Origin of the sequence: Rhizobium sp. Root149, from assembly GCF_001427345.1 — a bacterium.
Classification (GTDB): domain Bacteria; phylum Pseudomonadota; class Alphaproteobacteria; order Rhizobiales; family Rhizobiaceae; genus Neorhizobium; species Neorhizobium rhizoryzae.
Map to the genome: position 1 here is coordinate 634,489 of NZ_LMGD01000020.1, position 18,664 is coordinate 653,152.

Annotated in this window: 17 protein-coding genes; 7 read left to right on the plus strand and 10 right to left on the minus strand. The window is 57.6% G+C overall.

The features are described 5' to 3' along the window. Positions 1 to 57: 57 nt before the first annotated feature. The 4 genes from ASD54_RS15205 to rpsU all read right to left on the minus strand — a co-directional run bounded on the left by ASD54_RS15205 (position 58) and on the right by rpsU (position 3,266). Positions 58 to 1,536 (minus strand): hypothetical protein, encoded by a 1,479-nt coding sequence (locus ASD54_RS15205; RefSeq protein WP_200958469.1) that lies wholly within the window; start codon positions 1,534 to 1,536, stop codon positions 58 to 60. Between the two features lie 150 nt (positions 1,537 to 1,686). Next, on the minus strand, positions 1,687 to 2,178 hold the full coding sequence (locus ASD54_RS15210) for a sigma-70 family RNA polymerase sigma factor (RefSeq protein ID WP_062555505.1): 492 nt from the start codon (positions 2,176 to 2,178) through the stop codon (positions 1,687 to 1,689). Positions 2,179 to 2,793: 615 nt separating this feature from the next. After that, positions 2,794 to 2,979 carry a hypothetical protein gene (locus tag ASD54_RS15215; RefSeq protein ID WP_062555415.1) on the minus strand — a complete coding sequence of 62 codons (186 nt, stop codon included), beginning with the start codon at positions 2,977 to 2,979 and terminating at the stop codon, positions 2,794 to 2,796. A gap of 44 nt (positions 2,980 to 3,023) precedes the next feature. Beyond that, on the minus strand, positions 3,024 to 3,266 hold the full coding sequence (gene rpsU, locus ASD54_RS15220; RefSeq protein WP_062555416.1) for a 30S ribosomal protein S21: 243 nt from the start codon (positions 3,264 to 3,266) through the stop codon (positions 3,024 to 3,026). A 324-nt stretch (positions 3,267 to 3,590) separates the two neighbouring features. Between rpsU and ASD54_RS15225 the strand changes: the two genes are divergently transcribed. Then, positions 3,591 to 5,024: an aldehyde dehydrogenase family protein gene (locus ASD54_RS15225; RefSeq protein ID WP_062555417.1), complete on the plus strand. Its 1,434-nt coding sequence runs from the start codon at positions 3,591 to 3,593 to the stop codon at positions 5,022 to 5,024. Positions 5,025 to 5,175: 151 nt separating this feature from the next. Continuing rightward, a complete protein-coding gene (locus ASD54_RS15230) occupies positions 5,176 to 5,451 on the plus strand; it encodes a hypothetical protein (RefSeq protein ID WP_062555418.1) in 276 nt (91 codons plus the stop codon). A gap of 68 nt (positions 5,452 to 5,519) precedes the next feature. Here ASD54_RS15230 and ASD54_RS15235 read toward each other — a convergent pair whose 3' ends face one another. After that, entirely contained in the window at positions 5,520 to 7,271 is a 1,752-nt protein-coding gene (locus ASD54_RS15235; protein ID WP_082547234.1) for an MFS transporter, read from the minus strand. Positions 7,272 to 8,813: 1,542 nt separating this feature from the next. Between ASD54_RS15235 and ASD54_RS15240 the strand changes: the two genes are divergently transcribed. Beyond that, entirely contained in the window at positions 8,814 to 9,635 is an 822-nt protein-coding gene (locus tag ASD54_RS15240) for a bifunctional allantoicase/(S)-ureidoglycine aminohydrolase (RefSeq protein ID WP_062555506.1), read from the plus strand. Between the two features lie 106 nt (positions 9,636 to 9,741). On the opposite strand, the gene ASD54_RS15245 is transcribed toward ASD54_RS15240, so the two are convergent. Further along, positions 9,742 to 11,076, minus strand: a complete 1,335-nt coding sequence (locus ASD54_RS15245) for an aspartate aminotransferase family protein (RefSeq protein WP_062555420.1) — start codon at positions 11,074 to 11,076, stop codon at positions 9,742 to 9,744. A 156-nt stretch (positions 11,077 to 11,232) separates the two neighbouring features. Here ASD54_RS15245 and ASD54_RS15250 point away from each other — a divergent pair, with 156 nt between their 5' ends. Then, positions 11,233 to 11,781 (plus strand): cupin domain-containing protein, encoded by a 549-nt coding sequence (locus ASD54_RS15250; RefSeq protein WP_062555421.1) that lies wholly within the window; start codon positions 11,233 to 11,235, stop codon positions 11,779 to 11,781. A 2-nt stretch (positions 11,782 to 11,783) separates the two neighbouring features. Here ASD54_RS15250 and ASD54_RS15255 read toward each other — a convergent pair whose 3' ends face one another. Together ASD54_RS15255 and prmB are read right to left on the minus strand one after the other, a co-directional pair. Continuing rightward, positions 11,784 to 12,488, minus strand: coding sequence for an SDR family oxidoreductase (locus ASD54_RS15255; RefSeq protein ID WP_062555422.1), 705 nt, complete (start codon positions 12,486 to 12,488; stop codon positions 11,784 to 11,786). 177 nt (positions 12,489 to 12,665) lie between these two features. Beyond that, positions 12,666 to 13,592 carry a 50S ribosomal protein L3 N(5)-glutamine methyltransferase gene (gene prmB / locus ASD54_RS15260; RefSeq protein ID WP_062555423.1) on the minus strand — a complete coding sequence of 309 codons (927 nt, stop codon included), beginning with the start codon at positions 13,590 to 13,592 and terminating at the stop codon, positions 12,666 to 12,668. 222 nt (positions 13,593 to 13,814) lie between these two features. Between prmB and ASD54_RS15265 the strand changes: the two genes are divergently transcribed. Beyond that, a complete protein-coding gene (locus tag ASD54_RS15265; RefSeq protein WP_062555507.1) occupies positions 13,815 to 14,570 on the plus strand; it encodes a pseudouridine synthase in 756 nt (251 codons plus the stop codon). Here ASD54_RS15265 and greA read toward each other — a convergent pair. After that, positions 14,567 to 15,064 carry a transcription elongation factor GreA gene (gene greA / locus ASD54_RS15270; RefSeq protein ID WP_062555424.1) on the minus strand — a complete coding sequence of 166 codons (498 nt, stop codon included), beginning with the start codon at positions 15,062 to 15,064 and terminating at the stop codon, positions 14,567 to 14,569. The genes ASD54_RS15265 and greA overlap by 4 nt on opposite strands. Before the next feature lie 145 nt (positions 15,065 to 15,209). Further along, a complete protein-coding gene (locus ASD54_RS15275; protein WP_062555425.1) occupies positions 15,210 to 16,577 on the minus strand; it encodes an MmgE/PrpD family protein in 1,368 nt (455 codons plus the stop codon). 106 nt (positions 16,578 to 16,683) lie between these two features. On the opposite strand from ASD54_RS15275, the gene ASD54_RS15280 reads away from it, so the two are divergent. Beyond that, a complete protein-coding gene (locus ASD54_RS15280; RefSeq protein ID WP_062555426.1) occupies positions 16,684 to 17,589 on the plus strand; it encodes a LysR family transcriptional regulator in 906 nt (301 codons plus the stop codon). 38 nt (positions 17,590 to 17,627) lie between these two features. Beyond that, positions 17,628 to 18,539 (plus strand): LysR family transcriptional regulator, encoded by a 912-nt coding sequence (locus ASD54_RS15285; protein ID WP_062555508.1) that lies wholly within the window; start codon positions 17,628 to 17,630, stop codon positions 18,537 to 18,539. Positions 18,540 to 18,664: the final 125 nt, after the last annotated feature.

Consider the following 18,664-nt stretch of genomic DNA (forward strand, 5'->3'; position numbering starts at 1 on the left):
TGAACATAGCATACCTTCTCCCGCTGACCGAGCGGGAGAAGGTATCACTCGATCCCTTCACATCTTGCCCGCACCGGCGTTTGCCTGGACGTGGCTCGGAACTTCCGCTGCGGGAAGTGGCGCATGGGCATAACGGTCAGGCTTCCAGCCAAGGTCTGAAGATATGGGCTGCTTTGCATCCTGGTTCAGGACAGCGGCAAAATTCGCCGGCTTATCGTTGACGGTAGAGCCATTGTCGAAGAAACGCGTGCCGCCCTGGATCGCAACCGCAGTCTCGGGGCCGCCATTCTTGATCTCGAAGACGTTGTGCTCCGAGTAGATGGCCGACTCCTTGCCAATGCCGAAGCCGCTGCGGAAGACCGGATATTCGCCCTTCGCCTTCAGAGCCAGTGCATGCTTTTCCTCGAGATCCTTTGCCCCTTTGATCGGCAGGGCAGCCGTTCCGGTAAAATAGTTATTGTAGCTGTGCACCTTCCCGAAACGAACGCGTGGGCTTCGTTGTCCCGCATTGTCAAACCAGTTGGCCCGGTAAGTGACATTCAGCTTACCTGCATCCGATGTCCGGCTATCACTGCCGCCAATCAGCGAAGTCTTGTCGTGGCCGCTGAAGTGGTTGTAGGTCAGGGTCACCAGATCGGCGCCGTTGGTGATGTCCACCTGTCCGTCGTGATGCTGCACCTTCTGCTCCGGCAGATTGTTGGGGAAGGGATAGACTGGCGGGAAGAGATGGTCGGGTCTCTCGCCATCGGTGAAGGTGCAATGGTCGATCCAGACCCGCTTGCCGCCGCTGATCGAGATGTTGTCGTACTCCGAATTCCATCGACCACCCGGACACTGTTGCGGCCCCTTGGCTGCATCCACATGTGTCTCCTGGCAGCCGGGATAGCTCGCATCGATCTTCCAGCTGTCACCGGGATCCCAGGCCGGAAAGTAATCGAAGGCATCCTCGAAGGTGATATTGCGGATGATGACGTTTTCCGTCCCTTCGCCAATCACGAGGTTTCCCTTTGTGATCCGGGCATCCTTGCCAAGACCAATCAGAGTCGTATTTGACGTCAACTTGATCACAACCCGCGCCTTCTGCCTCTCCGCAGACCGCTTGCGCGCTTCCTCAAGAGGTCCTGTCAGGTCGCGGATCGGTTTCTTCTTGTCATCCAGCCGCACATTCCAGGTGGAAGGTGCGTAGGCCGTTCTATAGGCCTCGAAGCTATAGCCCGGATCAGCGTAGTCCTTTTCCAGCAATTCCCTGTTCTGATCATCGACCGACAGGTTGATCGTCCCGCTCACCTGAATGATTTTCGATATGCTCGGCTCCCCACCAGCCTGAAGAGCATTCAGTAATTCCGAGCGGTTCGTGACCTTGTAGACATGACGATCCACGGCATCAGCGCCGCCAGACGTTCCTCCGGCCCATCCATCATTGGCTGCCAGCGTCTGGCGCAGATGGTCTCCCTCAGCGGCTGCTTGCGGCAACGGCATTACAAGAGCGGCGGCCATCAGCGCGGCGAGCCGATGTTTCAGGTCCAAGGATGTCATGATCGTCTCCTCCCCAAGAAAGAAAGAGCTCATCTTATATGATGTGCTAAGCAAGTCATATTACAAATTTTAACTTATGTACGGTCGCTCTGGTCGACATGAAAAAGGGCAGCCGTGGCCGCCCTCAATGTCAGTCTATCAATATTCTACCTAGTTCAACTGCGATGCCAGTTGAGCCCTAGCGCGGTTGACCCGGCTCTTGATCGTGCCAACAGGGCACCCGCACCGTTCGGCTGCAACCTCGTAGCTCTGGCCCTGCAGCAGGATGATGTCGACGGCATCCCGATAATGTTCTGGAAGACTAAGCAGGGCGCGGTGAAACTCGTGGGCGCGGACAGACCATTCCTGTGGCGCATTGACGGTGGGCCGTGCCGATGCGCAATCCTCCAGGCCTACGGTCTCACGCTTTGATAATCCGAATTTTGTGCAGAACGTGTTGCGCAGGATCGTAAACATCCAAGATTTCAGGCTGGTCCCTTCTTGAAACTTGTCGAGGTTCGCCAAGGCGCGCGTCAAGGTTTCCTGCACGAGATCGTCAACATTGGTCGGGCTTCTGTCCAGTCGTCTAGCGAATGATCTGAGTGCTGGTATCAACTGTACCATCTCTGCCTGCACACGATCGCGTCCGTTCACATTGGTCATGATGTCTGCCTCCATTCCCTCTCGACCTCAAACAAGGGGTGTGGCGCATAGTTCCCGGAAATGCTGAAAACACGATACATTGTCTGCTTTAGTACAAGGTCGTCTCCGATCACACGACAGTTCGGGATAGTGCCGTAGGGAATATCGGGAACCTCATTCTGGCTGATGCAGTTGTGGTAGCAAGGAGGATGCAGAAATGGAGATGACCAACACATCCCGAGCCGGTCTTCGCGTCAGTTGCATCGCGATACTTACCTCGATGAGCTTGCTTGTCCCGGCAAGCACTTTTGCGCAGACGCCCAGTGGTACGACAAAATGCCAAGTGCCACCACAACAATTGTCCCAGAACGGTCAGGCAGCCAATGGCCAATCCGCGAACGAGCATGCTTCTTCGCAAAGCCTGAGTGGTAGCCTGGCGGATTGCAAAGGAGTTCTGAAACCACCTGCGACAGGCGACCAAGAACTTGTGGAACCAGCGCCCCAGACAGGCAATATGCCCGTTATCAAGCCAGGGCAATCCCCAGTCCAGCAGGGCGGTTGACGCCGTCGATATCTCGCTTGAAAGCGCAAAAAAAGAAGCGGCTCGTCGGCCGCTTCGTCTTTTCAGTCGCAGGATTACCGCTTGGTCTTGACGGGTTGGGACGTTGCCCTCGCCATTCGCATGGCGCGAAGTTTCTCGGTTTTCTTTTCCCGAGCAATCGCCTCAGAGTCGATAATGGCCTTCGCCGCCCTGTCTGTCGCTTCCGCCCGGTCGCGCGGCGAGAGCTTGGCGGGGGTTAAAGTCGCTTCTTCCATGGACATTGGGACCTACCTTTCTCGTCAAACGGAATTGCAAAATCGCCCGATCAGCGGCCTCCTCGGCCAACTGCTTTCTTGGGCGCCGGCAGAAGGCCTTCACGCTGTGCCTTCTTTCGCGCAAGCTTACGCTGGCGGCGGATGGCTTCGGACTTTTCTCGTGCGCGCTTTTCGGACGGCTTTTCATAGGCGCTGCGCGCCTTGATTTCCCGGAAGATACCTTCACGCTGCATCTTCTTCTTCAAGACCCGGAGGGCCTGATCGACATTGTTATCTCGAACTAGAACCTGCAAAACATCTCCTTTGCATCGTGACCGTTCAAACCTTGCAGCCCGTTACCGATCCTATGCTAATGGTATCAAGATCGGCGCGCGTCAGCTGAAGTTGACATGTGCCTGCATCGCCATGTCGTCGATCGACGATCTCATGTCACAACTTATGTAGGGCGCGCTCAAAAACCTTCAACCCTGACAGGGCCAGCGGGTTGAACCGATGCTTAAATCAACTTATCATATTTATTTGACTGAGATATATGATAAGTGAGGGGTCGATGCTGATCCGGCGGCTGCCGGATCGTGGAATTACTGTGAAAAGCACCTAGCGAAAGGGAGGCATTCGTGACCATCCATCAAAATCTCATTGCCGGTGAATGGGTCGGCAAACAAGGTTCGGAAAACATCAATCCATCCGATACCAAGAACGTCGTGGGCGTTTATGCACAGGCCTCGGCTGACGATGCCAAAGCGGCTATTGCCGCGGCAAAAGCAGCATTCCCGGCCTGGTCCCGTTCCGGCATTCTGGAGCGCCACGCGATTTTGAAGAAGACGGCGGATGAAATCCTCGCCCGCAAGGAAGAGCTCGGACGCCTCCTTTCGCAGGAAGAAGGCAAGACCTTGCCGGAAGGCATTGGCGAGACCATTCGCGCCGCGCAGATCTTCGATTTCTTTGCCGGTGAAACCCTGCGTCTGGCAGGCGAAGTGCTACCGTCCGCGCGCCCGAACATCGGAGTCGAAATAACGCGCGAGCCGCTGGGGCCGATCGGCATCATCACGCCGTGGAACTTCCCGATCGCCATTCCCGCCTGGAAGATTGCCCCGGCACTTGCCTATGGAAACACGGTGGTCTTCAAGCCAGCGGATCTGGTTCCCGGTTGCTCTTGGGCCATCGTCGACATTCTACACCGTGCGGGTCTGCCGAAAGGCGTGCTGAACCTTGTGATGGGCCGCGGCTCTGTCGTTGGTCAGGCCATGCTGGATAGCCCGGATCTCGCAGGCATCACATTTACCGGCTCCACCGGAACCGGCAAACGCGTGGCGCTGTCTTCCATCGAGCATAATCGCAAGTTCCAACTGGAAATGGGCGGCAAGAACCCGATGGTGGTTCTGGATGATGCAGATCTCGGCGTTGCTGTCGAAGCGGCTGCCAATTCCGGCTTCTTCTCCACGGGCCAGCGCTGCACTGCCTCTTCGCGCCTCATCGTCACGGAAGGTATTCACGACAAGTTCGTGGCTGCTTTGACAGAACGTTTGAGCAAGCTGAACGTCGATCACGCGCTCAAGGATGGAACGCATATTGGCCCGGTGGTCGATGAGAAGCAGCTCCAGCAGGATTGCGATTACATCGAAATCGGCAAGCAGGAGGGCGCCAAACTCGCCTTTGGTGGAGAGCGTATCGAACGCGATACCCCCGGCTTCTACCTGCAGCCGACGCTGTTCACCGAAGCAACAAACCAGATGCGCATCTCGCGCGAAGAGATCTTTGGGCCTGTTGCTGCCGTCATTCGCGTCAAGGACTACGAGGAAGCTTTGGCGGTTGCCAATGATACGCCATTCGGCCTGTCTGCCGGCATCGCCACGACCAGCCTGAAGCATGCCACCCATTTCAAGCGCAATTCGGAAGCCGGCATGGTCATGGTCAACCTTCCGACCGCTGGCGTCGATTTCCACGTGCCCTTCGGTGGCCGGAAGGCTTCCTCCTTCGGCCCGCGCGAGCAGGGAAAATACGCGGCGGAATTCTTCACAGTCGTCAAGACCGCCTATACGCTGGCTTAAGTCATCCATCAGGTAAACGATCAAGCCGACGGGGTCTCTCCGTCGGCTTTTTCAATGATGACGTGGTTGCTGCTTGCCTCACAACTCTTTTGCAAGACTTGGGCGCACTTTCAGTTTATGAAAGCGAACCAATTGTTTAGGGGGGAGAGCGATGGCAGATATTCTAGTTTCGCAACTGACAGATCCGTTTCGAATCGGGATGATGTTCTTCCTGCTCGTCACGGCGATCCGCACCCGCGATACGATGGGCATGAAGGCGCCTCTAGCCATGGGCGTGGTCTTCGTTGCGATCCTGCTGCCCATGACCACGGCGGCCAGCGCAGAGGTTGCGCGTTTCACGTCCATCGGCCTCGGCATCGTTTCCAATGCCCTTATCCTCGGCGTCTTTCTGGTTGGCTGGTTCTTCTGGGAAAAACGAAAAAGCTGATTCCGCAATAAGAAACAGGCTGGCGGTAAGGCCAGCCTGTCGTGTTCCTTCGAGAGGAATGGTCTGGATTACTGTGCGTCGTCCGCAAAGATATCCTTCTTGTGGGTGTTGCCCGGAACCAGCAGTGCACCGATGACGACAGTCGCACCTGCGATGATGATCGGGTACCACAGACCGCCATAGACGTTGCCCGTCTGCGCAGAGATCGCGAAGGCCGTTGCAGGCATCAGGCCGCCGAACCAGCCGTTACCGATGTGGTATGGCAGGGAGAGGCCGGAGTAGCGAATGCGTGTCGGGAAGAGTTCGACCAGCATGGCTGCAATCGGGGCATAGACCATCGTCACCAGGATGATGAGGTAGGTCAGGATCAGGACCACGGTAATCTTCTGGCCGCTGAAGATGTCGAAGAAATGCGCGGCCTTGATGACAGTCGTATTCTTGTCGGCGGAAGCCGGGTATCCGGCAGCCGTCAGGGCATCATTGACAGACTTTGTGAAGGCGGCCGGAGCCGTCTTGGCAGCATCGCCTGCCAGCTTGGTCGCGTCATAGGACGGGATGACCGTGTCGCCGATCTTCACCTGTGCAACCGTTGCCGCGGGGTCCTGCACCGAGGTGTAGTTGACCGAGGAACGGGCAAGCGTCGACTTGGCGATATCGCAAGAAGACGTGAACTTGGCAGTGCCGACCGGGTTGAACTGGAACGAGCAATCGCCAGGAGCTGCGGTGACAGTGACGATAGTCTGCTGTGCGGCATGGAGTGCCGGGTTGGCGACCTGCGTCAGCATCGGGAACACGAACTTGTAGGTCAGTGCCGCAATCAGGCAGCCTGCGAGGATGATTGGCTTGCGGCCGATCTTGTCCGACAGCGAACCAAAGAACAGGAAGCCACCGGTGCCGAGGATGAGCGACCAGGCAACCATGACGTTTGCCGTGAAGCTGTCGACCTTGATGACGTTCTGCAGGAAGAACAGTGCATAGAACTGGCCGGAGTACCAGACGACGGCCTGGCCAGCGACGAGACCAAAGAGTGCGATGAGTGCAAACTTGCCGTTCTTCCAGGTGCCGAATGCTTCACGCAGCGGCGCCTTGGAGGCAGCACCCTCTTCCTTCATCTTCTTGAAGGCAGGGGATTCGTTCATCTGCATGCGGATGTAGAGCGAAATCAGCAGAAGAACGATCGAGCCGAGGAACGGAATGCGCCAGCCCCAAAGATCGAAGGCCTTGATCATGCGTGGCGTACCATCCGGGTTCATGATGGCAGCACCGGCTGCATCGAGAACCGCAGTAGGAGCCCAGTTGGCGTTCACATAGCTCTGCACGGCCAGAATGACCACGAGCGACAGCAGAAGGCCGAGCGTCGCTGTCGTCTGGATGAAGGCTGTGAAATAGCCACGCTGGTTGGAAGGCGCATGTTCGGCCACGTAAACCGCGGCACCGCCATATTCACCACCAAGGGCCAGACCCTGAAGCATGCGAAGCACGATCAGGATGATCGGTGCGGCAGCACCCCAGCTGTTGTAGCCGGGCAGAAGGCCAACGAGGAAGGTCGAGAGGCCCATGATGAGAATAGTCATCAGGAAGGTGTACTTGCGGCCGACGAGATCGCCCAGCGCTCCAAACACCAGCGCGCCGAACGGACGCACGATGAAGCCGGCAGCAAAGGCCAGAAGCGCAAACACGTTTCGCGTGGCTTCCGGGAATGCGGTAAAGTACTGGGCGCCGATGATGGCTGCCAGTGAACCGTAGAGATAAAAGTCGTACCACTCGAAGATTGTCCCGGCAGAGGAGGCCATGATGACCTTCTTTTCCTCTGCGGTCATGGGCCGTGACCGGTCCCTCGCATTCATCTCGATTGCTGCCATGTATTCCTCCTCCTTGTGTCCGGCCTTCCGGCCGGAAAATGTCTTTCAACATCCATCGCGATCGCCACCTCCGTAGCTTTCGCTTGCCCCGAGTGCGGCCCTCTACCGCCTCAAGGCTTTCACGTGCCCCCGTGGCGGCACGCCCTCCATTTGCCCCGCGGTCCGAATGTCCGGATCAAGCTTGCGCTATGTCTACATCATCGCCAGAACGATGACCTGGGAGCTTGAAGCTAACACAGCCCCAAGGACTGAATCAGAACGACTTTGGTCTAAGAGAGTAAGCAATGCATCTAAAAATTGAATTACAATATAAAATGCGTCCAAAGATAGGCGCTTCCCACATGTTGCATTTGCTCACTGGATGGATCGAAGCATAGGTCGCGCTGACTGAGTAGACAGGTTGAAAGATCAAATGTTCAATAAAGAGAACGAGGTGGAAACGGGTCCATGAAACCTTCCTGTGTTGTGCACTGCGATTGGAGCATAGCCGACGAAAAGCGGTGGATGACAGTAGCCCGTCGTAAGGGAAACGATTGGCTGATCTCCGAGCCTCAAAAAGTTGGACCGACAACCACCCTGTTTGATCGAGCCACTGCGCAAAACCAGGAGAATGGTTGCGTGTTCTTTGGTTTCGACTTTCCGATCGGTGTTCCGAGTACCTATGGCGAAAAGACCGGCTTCAGCAATTTTCGCGATCTGCTCGATGTGCTTGGCCACGATGAATGGTCTGATTGGTTTCGCCCCGCTGACAAACCTTCAGAGATTTCGCTGAGGCGCCCCTTTTATCCGGCGCGCTCCGGCGGCACGCTTCAGGCACATCTGTTCGAGGGCCTGGGTATCGGGAAAGAGAATTTGCTGCGTCTGTGCGAGCGTCCGGCTCCAGGCCTTTCGCCACCCTCCATGCTGTTCTGGACCATGGGTGCATCGCAGGTGGGCAAGGCGGCAATTGCCGGGTGGCGAGAACTGATCCAGCCCTTTCGTCAAAGGATCGGGATCTGGCCCTTCGATGGCGGTCTGGCCGATCTGTTTCGGGCTCAAAAGATAGTGGTCGCAGAAAGCTATCCGGCGGATGCCTATGCGAAAATTGGCATTCCGCGAAGCCCGGTGTGGAGCAAGCGAAGGCAGGAGGACCGGCAGCGGTTCGCGCCCACTATCCAACAATGGTTCGCGGCAAGGCCGGATCTGCAACCGGATGACGGTCTGCTCGAAATGATCGACGATGGCTTCGGCAGTGATGCTAGCGGCGAAGATCGCTTTGACGCGCTGATGGGCCTGTTTCCGATGATCGAGATCGTTGAGGGGAGACACACCGAAGGGGTTCCGGATCTGGTGGGTTGCCGCGATTGGGAAGGCTGGATCCTCGGACGCAGCTTGACCGCGCGGGGTGACGAAGCGCCCATGAGTTCTCGATTTATTTCGACTTCGCTTGAGGATATGACAGGGGGAATCGATGCCGCTGTCAGACAATATGGCGGGGCATCACCCGACGGAGACATGGGCATGACATCAGGACGATACTATTCCAACATGGGCGGACTTCCGGGACAGACGGAGCTTCTGTCGAGCAAGGCAACGTTCAAGACGGCCTATGCAGTCATCCCGAAGCGGGTCATGTCAGATATCGTCACCAGCGTGCTGCCACATTGGGATGCGACGCGCGCCTGGATCATCGCCCGACCGATGACCGGTTTTTCCGAGACCTTCGCGCAGTATATCATGGAGGTCGCACCCGGTGGCGGCAGCGAAAGGCCCGAGCCGAACGCGGCAGCCCAGGCAGCCATCTTCGTGGTCCAAGGCGAAATGACCATAGTGCTGGATGGCACAGCTCACGAGTTGCGCGAAGGCTCGTTTGCCTATCTGCCTGCAGGGGCGAAATGGACCCTGAAGAACAACAGCCAGAGCCTCGCCAAATTCCATTGGGTGCGCAAGAAGTTTCAGGCCGTCGAGGGGCTGGAACTGCCTCCTGCCATCTTCAGCCATGAGGATGACCACCAGCTTTCCGCCATGCCGGATACCGATGGAAAATGGGCAACCACCCGTTTTATCGATCCCGCGGACGTGCGCTACGACATGCACCTGAATATCGTGACCTTCCAGCCGGGTGCACTCATTCCATTCATGGAAACCCATGTCATGGAGCACGGTCTCTATGTTCTGGAAGGCAAGGCCGTTTATCGCCTGAACGATGACTGGGTAGAAGTCGAAGCCGGAGATTTCATGTGGCTGCGCGCCTTCTGCCCGCAGGCTTGCTATGCCGGTGGACCGGGGCGCTTCCGATATCTGCTCTACAAGGACGTGAACCGTCACGTCGATCTTTGGTGAGCTCCGCATTTCCAGGAAAAGTGTCAGCGGTTTTCCGTCCGGAAATGCGACCAGCTGATAAACAGTGCCCCCGACGAGCATCTCATCGGGGGCATTTTTCGTTTCATCAGGCAACACGCTTCAGCGCATCGCCAATCATGGAAACGATCGTCTCGATCTGCTCCTTCTCGATGATCAGCGGCGGCGAGAGAGCAATGACATCGCCGGTAACGCGGATCAGCAGGCCCTTCTTGAAGCAGTCCACGAACACGTCATAAGCGCGTGTTCCCGGTGCACCATCACGCGGGCTCAACTCGATGGCGCCAACGAGGCCGAGATTGCGCACATCCACCACATGCGGATGATCCTTCAGGCTGTGCAGCGCCTCCTGCCAGGTCTCTGCCAGACCGGCAGCGCGCGTTAGAAGGTTTTCTTCCGCATAGATTTCCAGTGTCGCAATGCCAGCGGCACTGGCCACCGGATGACCGGAATAGGTGTAGCCGTGGAAGAGCTCTATGGCATTCTCCGGTCCGTTCATCAGCCCGTCATAGACCTTGCGGCTGGCGAATACCGCGCCCATCGGGATGGCACCATTGGTCAGGCCCTTTGCCGTGGTGACGAGATCCGGCACGACGCCGAAATAGTCGGTCGCAAAAGGTGTGCCGAGACGGCCGAAACCGGTGATGACTTCATCGAAGATCAGCAGGATGCCGTATTTCTGCGAGATCGCGCGAATGCGCTCCAGATAGCCCTTCGGCGGAAGGATGACGCCGGCAGACCCAGACATCGGCTCGACGATGACGGCGGCAATGGTTTCCGGCCCATGCAACTGGACCAGACGCTCCAGATCCTCCGCCAGTTCCAGACCATGCGCCGGCAGACCCTTGGAGAAGGCATTGCGCTCGATATCCAGCGTATGGCGCATGTGGTCGGCTGGGATCTGCGGAAAGACGCGACGATTGTTGACGAGGCCGCCGACGGAAATTCCGCCGAAGCCGACGCCGTGATAACCCTTCTCGCGGCCGATGATGCGGCTGCGCGTACCCTGGCCGATGGCGCGCTGATAGGCGATCGCGATCTTCAGGGCCGTATCGACGGACTCGGATCCGGAGCCAGTGAAGAAGACGCGATCGAGTTCAGCGGCAACGCCACCCGGGGCGATCCTTCCCAGTTTTTCGGCAAAATCGAACGCGATCGGATGGCCCATCTGGAAGGTCGGGGCAAAATCCAGCGTGCGCAGCTGTCGTTCCACGGCATCGGCAATGCGCTTGCGACCGTGACCAGCGTTGACGCACCAGAGGCCAGCCGTGCCGTCCAGCACCGTATTGCCATCGACGTCGGTATAGTACATGCCACTCGCGCTGGCGAGCAGGCGGGGAGCAGCCTTGAACTGACGGTTCGCCGTGAACGGCATCCAGAAATTTTCCAGCGTCGGCGTGTTGGATGGCTTTGTATAGTCCATGGCGGTTCGGCTCCTTCGGCACAGCATGTCACGCTGGTGTGAGCGATTTTGGAGATGTCAACAAGTCCTTTTCTCTCAATCTGTAAGCTATTGATTTTTCGATCTAAGAGTTGCAGAATTTGCGATATCTTCAACATCCGAAACAGTGGGTCTATCGTGTCTGTCGATGTCGGTAACCGTCTTCGCCATCTGCGCATGGCGCATAAGCTTTCACAGCGGGAGTTGGCCAAGCGCGCGGGCGTGACGAACTCCACCATATCGTTGATCGAATCCAACGCCTCCAATCCGTCCGTTGGGGCGCTGAAGCGCATTCTCGATGGCATTCCCATCGGGCTCGCAGAATTCTTCGCCTTCGAGCCGGATAAGCCGAAGAAGGCCTTCTATGCGGCAGAAGAGCTTGTCGAGATCGGCAAAGGCAAGATCTCCTATCGCCAGATCGGCGATAATCTGTTTGGCCGCAGTCTGCAGATCCTGAAGGAGTGCTACCAGCCGGGCGCCGATACGGGCAAGGTTCCGCTTGTTCACGAAGGAGAGGAGGGCGGTATCGTGCTGTCCGGTCGGCTCGAGGTGACGGTGGATGAGGAGCGCCGGATCCTCGGACCCGGCGACGCCTATTATTTCGAAAGCCGCAGACCACATCGTTTCCGCTGTGTCGGGCCTGTTCCCTGCGAGGTCATCAGCGCCTGCACGCCGCCAACCTTCTAATCTCAAACGGAGCGCATCAAGCCGCCATCCACCTTCAGGCTCTGGCCGGTGATGTAGCCCGCGCCTTCAGAAACGAGGAAGGAGATGGTGGCCGCGATTTCCTCCATCGTGCCATAGCGCCTCATCGGCACGCTCTCACGCCGCTCCTCTGTGCCGGGCAGACTGTCGATCCAGCCGGGCAGAACATTGTTCATGCGCACATTGTCGATGGCATAGCTATCGGCAAACAGTTTCGTATAGGCCGCAAGCCCTGCACGGAACACGGCAGAGGTGGGGAACATGGGCGATGGCTCGAACACCCAGGCGGTCGAGATGTTGACGATCGCGCCAGCCTTTTGCGCCTGCATGATGGGCGCCACCAGTCGAACCGGGCGGATGACGTTCATGAGATAGACATCCATGCCGGTGTGCCACTGTTCGTCGGTGATATCCAGAAGCTGCGCGCGCGGTCCATGGCCGGCGGAGTTCACCAGCGCGTCGATCCTGCCCCACTTTTCCATAGCGCCATCGATCAGCCGCTTGAGATCATCGTTCGATTGGTTGGAGCCGGTCACGCCGATGCCGCCAAGCTCTGTGGCCAAGGCTTCGCCCTTGCCGGAGGAGGAAAGGATGGCAACCTTGTAGCCATCGGCGGCGAGCCGCTTTGCGGCTGCCGCGCCCATGCCGCTGCCGCCCGCCGTAATGAGTGCCACTTTCGTCTCTGACATGATCTCTGCCTCCATAAGCTACAGCGCGGCGCGTTCGATTGAACGCGCGAACGACGCTGTAAGACTTTAAAATACTGCATATCGCGCTAAACCGAATCCGGTTGAGCGCGATATGCATTAGTGAGGCAGAGATATCACCGAAGGAAGCGACTGCAAGGCCGTTTGCGACCAGAAGACCTAGAGAGCAGCTTCAACGCCGAGGTGTTCCGCGGTAATCCAGAACACGGCATCCTGGGATTCTGCTGTCTCCAGCCATGTGAATTCCAGGTGCGGGAACTCCTCTTCCAGAATTTCGCGACCGGAACCGATTTCGCACAACAGGCCGCCCTCGGGCGTCAAATATTTCGGTGCCTCGCGCAGGATTTCGCGAACGAGATCAAGTCCGTCTTCCCCGCCATCATGGGCCATGCGCGGCTCGGCCTGATATTCCGGCGGGTAGCCGGCAAGGGCTTCATGATCCACATAGGGCGGATTGGTGATGATGAGATCGTAGCGTCGCCCATCAAGTGGCTTGAAGAGATCACCCTGGTGAAGCGTCACCTGACCCTCCACCTCGTGCTCGGCGACGTTGAGCCTCGCGACTTCCAAAGCATCGGCAGACAGGTCAACCGCATCGACCTCCGCCTGCGGGAAGAACTTCGCCATGATAACGGCAAGACAGCCGGAACCGGTGCAGATATCCACGGCACGTTCCACCATCATCGGATCGGGCAGCCAGTTGGAGCCATGCGGGTTCGTGTATTCCGCAAACAGGATTTCGCCGATATGTGAGCGAGGAACGATGACCCGCTCGTCCACGTGAAAGCGCACACCCTGGATGTAGGAGTGACCGGTTATGTAAGAGGACGGTTTGCGGGTGGACACGCGCGTCTCGATCCGCTCCGCCAGAAGCTTGCGTTCGTGGGGCAGAAGTCTTGCATCCAGAAACGGGTCCAGCGTATCGATCGGCAGGTCAAGCGAATCGAGCAGCAGGAAAGCAGCGTCATCGCCTGCATTTCCCGTGCCGTGACCATAGGCCAGATCTGCCGCGTTGAAGCGCGAAATGGCATAACGCCAATAGTCGCGCAGCGTTACGAGTTCCTGAGTGATGAGGTCAGTGTTCAAGATCGTCTCACTTCCTGACTTGGGTTTTCGCAGTTCCAGGTTATGGCAGTTCTAGTTTATGGCACTTATGGAATATGGTCGTGCAAACTGCCCTCGCTGTAGAATGGTGCGTGCGGCTGGTCAACAGAGTGAAGAACAACGGTGCGAAACAGAAATGCGCGCGGTCAGCGGCCGCCAGCCCGGTCTGCGGGAAGGGGGCCGGGCCAAGCCGGCAAGCCGAAACTGAAGGCTGCGCCAGAGGCGGCTGCGGGCAAGCGCGTGACCCTGGCGCGGGCGCTTTCCAAGCTTGGCTTCTGTTCGCGCACGCAAGGGGAAGATCTGGTGCGGGCGGGCCGCGTTTCCGTTGATGGAAGTATCACGACCGACCTCGAAACCTGGGTGGACCTCGACACCGCAAATATCACCGTGGATGGCCGACCTGTCGTCGCAGAAGACCATGTTTATCTGATGCTCAACAAACCGCGCGGCCTCGTCACCACCCGTCACGATCCGCAGGGTCGGGCAACAGTCTATGATTGCCTGAAACATCTGCCGGACCGGCATCTTTCCCCGGTCGGACGTCTGGACAAGGCGAGCGAAGGCCTGTTGCTCTTCACCAACGACACGCGATTTGCCGATGCGCTGCTTGATCCCAGAACGCATGTTTCTAAAACTTACCATGTACAGATCGACAGGCCTGCGGACGACACGCTCATTGAGGGCCTGCGAGCCGGAGTAGTGCATGACGGAGAAAGACTGAGCGCCAGACGCGTGGATGTCTTGCGGCAGGGCGAGAAAAACGCCTGGCTGGAAATTGTGCTCGATGAGGGCAAGAACCGGCAGATCCGCCGAATGCTGGAGGCTCATCAGGTCGAATGTCTCAGGCTCGTGCGCGTTGCTATCGGCGATCTGACGCTTGGAGATCTGGCGAAAGGTGAAAGCCGCAATCTGACGGAAGGCGAGGTCCTCGCACTCAAGCGGCTTTCTGGCGGGAGTTAGAGCACGTCTTGAAGGGTGATGGAAAGCAGCTCCAGTTCCTGCCCGCCCGCCATGACGACATCGCCCACACGTTTTCCCACAAGCTGCCTCGCAACGGGCGATACGTAAGAGATGCTGCCTGCCTTGGGGTCTGCTTCATCTTCCCCCACGATCCGGTAGGTCTGAACCCTGCCGTCCTCCCTTGAGAAGGTGACGGTGTGGCCGAAAGCGACCACCTCGGTATCTGTCGGATCCGGTACAATCTGGGCAGTCCTGACCCGTTCCGTCAGATAGCGCAGGTCACGCAGCGGTCCGGCAGCCTGTCGTCTTCTTTCGTTGATGTCGTCGATTGCGCTGGAAGCCTGGTAGGCCTCTCGCGCTTCTTCCAGCTGCCGCTTCAGTTGCTCCAGTCCAGCCTCTGTCACAAGGTTTGGATGCGGCGATATGGGGCGGTCCGGCAACAGGGTTTCCGCTGCCGTTTCTGCACTCTCTTCTTTTACGAAGGCCACACTCATGACGGGCTCCTTCTTCTGGATCAGACCTCTGGCTCTACAGCGCGGCGCGTTCGATTGCTGGGTCGTTCGTACACCGAACAGGCAGAGAAGGGAATGTCATGCGCCTGAAGCAGGCTTCGCCGGGGGGGGGGTCGCCAGTCAATGATCAGGAACTGTGACGGCCGGTAAAAAGGCCATCAGTGATCGCCTTCACGCTGTCTTCAGAGCAGAGTCTCTTGATGCTGGCGTAAGTCACGTCTGTGTCCTGCCGCCCTGACCAACGCACGCAATCGTTAAATTTTGCAAGCTTCTGCGCGTCTGTCAGCGGCCTTTGAATAGCCCCGTTGGCGTGAAGTCGTTCGGTCGAGAACCTGCGGCCGTCTTTCAACGCAATATGGACGTGATGTGGCAGTCGTTCGACCCCGCGTTCTTCTTCAACGCTGTACGAAGTCATGGTGATCTTCGCCATAAGACAACGCGGTTCGGGCCGTATGGCGGCTTGCGGTGTGAAGTCACCAAGCGACAGCCCGCCGTTCGTCAATGCGACGGCAAGGCAATATTGCATCGAAAATCTGGCCTGCATTTCATCGGAAGGATCGGGATAGGCGAGATTGTCGACCGCTGAGCGCCCGACTTTCGTGTCGATCCGTTGGATGTCCTCGACTGAAAATCCATGCTCCTTTTGCAGATCCAGAGCGGCATCTATCGCTCGATGCGTGGAGGCGCAGCATGGATGGAGTTTCGTCACGAGACCGCGTGTTTCGATGACGTGCTTCTCGTCCCAGGACAGATCCGCCCAACCTGCTGCCTCGTCACCGCCAAAGAGATCCAGAAAGCCCTGGGGACGTTCCAGAATATCGAGCCTCCCCGTCAATCCCGATTGGGCCAGCAGCGCGGCCTCAACCGCGTTTCGGGCCGCGATACCCGCGTGGAAAGGCTTTGCGCCGGTGCCAAATTGTCCTTTTGGACCTGAGGCCATGCTGGTGGCAAGGCTCATGGCGTGTGAGATCTGAGCCTCATCAAGTCCTAGGAGGACTGCCACACCTGCGGCGGCCCCTATACAGCCAATTGTCGAGGTTCCATGCCAGCCCCGGTTATAGTGTGAGGGGATGGTGCCGACGCCCACGGATGACTGCGCTTCCAGCCCGGCCAGATAGGCTCTGACCAGCATGGGGCCTGAGAAATCATTGCTGCTTGTCGCGACGGAGAGAAGTGCTGGCACCAGGACCGCTGAGGCATGCGCGCGTGCGGGATGGAAATTGTCGTCGAAGTCGAGGCAGTGGGCGGCGGTGCCGTTGATCAGGGCTGCAACGGAGCGCGATGCGCGGCCTCCCGTGAAAACCAGCGATGGTCCATCTGGTTTGATTTCATTTGCGAAAGCTGCGGCGACAGACTGTGGTGCCGCGTCATTCATACCCGCCATCATGCAGGCAATCGTATCCACAATTGCGTCTTCCGCTCGTTCCATTGCGAGAGCGGAAAACGATGGTCTTGAAACGAGTTGTCGCGCAATTCTTTCGAGAACCGTTTTCATTCCACCACTTCCTTGCAAATCTCTCGGCGAGCGGCATTGATGAACGGCGACATTAATCGGCGCAATCTTATGCAAAAGACGGGTGACGTTATCCGGGAGAACGAGCATGAAAAAGTCGGGTGACGTACAGATCAGCATCAAGCATATTCAGGCCTTCGATGCGATTGCGGCCACTGGTTCAACCATTGCCGCAGCCGTTGATCTGGGTATTTCTCAATCCAACACGAGCCGTCTTTTGCATCAGCTGGAGGTCTATCTCGGCGTGCGGCTGTTCGACAGGGATAAGAACCGGCTCTCGATGACGCGTGAAGGGATGCAGTTGGGTCCGCAAATCCGAGCGATTGCCGACAAGCTGATGGCCTTGAAGATCACGGCTCAGGAACTGGAGGAAGGACGCTCCACCGACATTCCCTTGAGACTGGCATTTCCCGCAAGCCTCTCGGCGACCCTGGTGCCGCGTATGATAAAAAGCTTTCTGGCCGAAGCTGGTCCGGTGCGAATCGAGATTGCCTCTGGAAATTACCTGGCGATTGAACGGATGGTGGCGGAAGGCGCTGTCGATCTCGGCTTCACGCGCCTGCCTTCGCCGACGCCGGGACTTCGTGAAGAGCATGTCATGCCGACACGCAATATTTGCGTCCTGCACAAGAGCCATCCACTTGCCGGAAACTCGAAGATCGACGTTGAACAGTTGAAGACCGAGAACCTCATTCTTCTCAACCGCGAGCGTGCTGTCCGTCACGAACTGGAAGCCATCTTTTATCGCGCCGGTCTTCGCCGCCGCCCGGCCATCGAAGCGCATTCCGTCGGCTGCGGCTGCGCACTTGCCGCAGAAGGGCTTGGCATCGCAATCGTCAGCGAATTGCTGGCGCTGGAATATCGGGCTTTACCACTGGCATTCGTTCCGCTGGAACCGACCATTTCCGTCGATTACGCCATTGTCAGTTCCGAACTCTCGCCACTTCCGAAAATCGCTGTGCCGTTCTTGAACTACATCCGGGAATGGGCTTAAGCCAGACGTCAGGCTGGAGAGGGAGTGGCGACGGCATGATCAATTTCAGGCAACTCGAAGTTCTGAAAACGCTGCTCGCGACAGGTTCAACCATTGCTACCGCAAAAAGCATGGGGCTCAGTCAATCCGGTGTGAGCCGTCTGCTTCAGCAGCTGGAAACCGATCTCGATCTACGCTTATTCGACCGGGACAAGGGCAGGCTTATTCCCACGCCTGAGGCTGGCATTCTGGCGCGGGATGCCGAGACCATCCTGCTTGGGTTAAACAGATTTTCGGGGCTGGCAGAAGATCTTCGAAGCGGTGCAAAGGGCCCGGAACTGGTGCGCGTCGGGCTTCCCAGCAGCATGTGGGAAAATTTTGCGCCCGCCATGATGACGGATTTCGTGCGCGACTATCCTTCCGTGCGCATCGAAACCTTTTTCGAGACAACGTCCAACATCGCACGACTGGTCGAGCAGAAGGTCATCGATTTTGGCTTTTTGCGCAACGAACACCAGGCTCTTCCGGGCATCGATATGGAAATCGTCGCAACGGGAACCAGCGTGTGCGTTCTGCCTGAAGGGCATGAACTGGCATCCTTGAAAGAGATCCACGCCAGGGATTTGCGTGGGGTACCGCTGATTCTCATTGGCCGCCAGAGGCCAACGCGCATGCTGCTCGATCAAACCTTTTCGCGCGAAGCTGTAAAGCAGAACGTGAAGATCGAGACCCATACCAATAGTTCCGCCTGCTCCTATGTGGCGCACGGCTTGGGGGTTGCCATTTTGAGCAGCTTCTTCGCCAATCTTTACCAGCACCTTCCCATCGTTCAGCGCCCCTTCGTTCCGGTGACGACGCAGGAATTCGCGCTGGCGACACCGTCCGGCACATCAGCTTCGCTTGCAGCCAAGGCCTTGATGGAAGCGCTCAGGCGGCAGATCCAGATCTCCCAGAAACGCGCCACCGGTTGATGCCGTTACAGGTCTTCGCCAGTTCGTTGGCCTGACGCTGCTCGCAGAATATGCATTATTCTATGACAATAATGCATAAGATTGCGCCCATTTTTTTGATCCGTCATAGTCTTCCTCATAACAGC

Bases quoted from the DNA above. Each gene is read 5' to 3' on its own strand.
- ASD54_RS15205 (WP_200958469.1), bottom strand. From the start codon at position 1,536: ATGACATCCTTGGACCTGAAACATCGGCTCGCCGCGCTGATGGCCGCC.
- ASD54_RS15210 (WP_062555505.1), bottom strand. From the start codon at position 2,178: ATGACCAATGTGAACGGACGCGATCGTGTGCAGGCAGAGATGGTACAG.
- ASD54_RS15215 (WP_062555415.1), bottom strand. From the start codon at position 2,979: ATGTCCATGGAAGAAGCGACTTTAACCCCCGCCAAGCTCTCGCCGCGC.
- ASD54_RS15230 (WP_062555418.1), top strand. From the start codon at position 5,176: ATGGCAGATATTCTAGTTTCGCAACTGACAGATCCGTTTCGAATCGGG.
- ASD54_RS15235 (WP_082547234.1), bottom strand. From the start codon at position 7,271: ATGACCGCAGAGGAAAAGAAGGTCATCATGGCCTCCTCTGCCGGGACA.
- ASD54_RS15240 (WP_062555506.1), top strand. From the start codon at position 8,814: ATGACATCAGGACGATACTATTCCAACATGGGCGGACTTCCGGGACAG.
- ASD54_RS15245 (WP_062555420.1), bottom strand. From the start codon at position 11,076: ATGGACTATACAAAGCCATCCAACACGCCGACGCTGGAAAATTTCTGG.
- ASD54_RS15255 (WP_062555422.1), bottom strand. From the start codon at position 12,488: ATGTCAGAGACGAAAGTGGCACTCATTACGGCGGGCGGCAGCGGCATG.
- greA (WP_062555424.1), bottom strand. From the start codon at position 15,064: ATGAGTGTGGCCTTCGTAAAAGAAGAGAGTGCAGAAACGGCAGCGGAA.
- ASD54_RS15275 (WP_062555425.1), bottom strand. From the start codon at position 16,577: ATGAAAACGGTTCTCGAAAGAATTGCGCGACAACTCGTTTCAAGACCA.
- ASD54_RS15280 (WP_062555426.1), top strand. From the start codon at position 16,684: ATGAAAAAGTCGGGTGACGTACAGATCAGCATCAAGCATATTCAGGCC.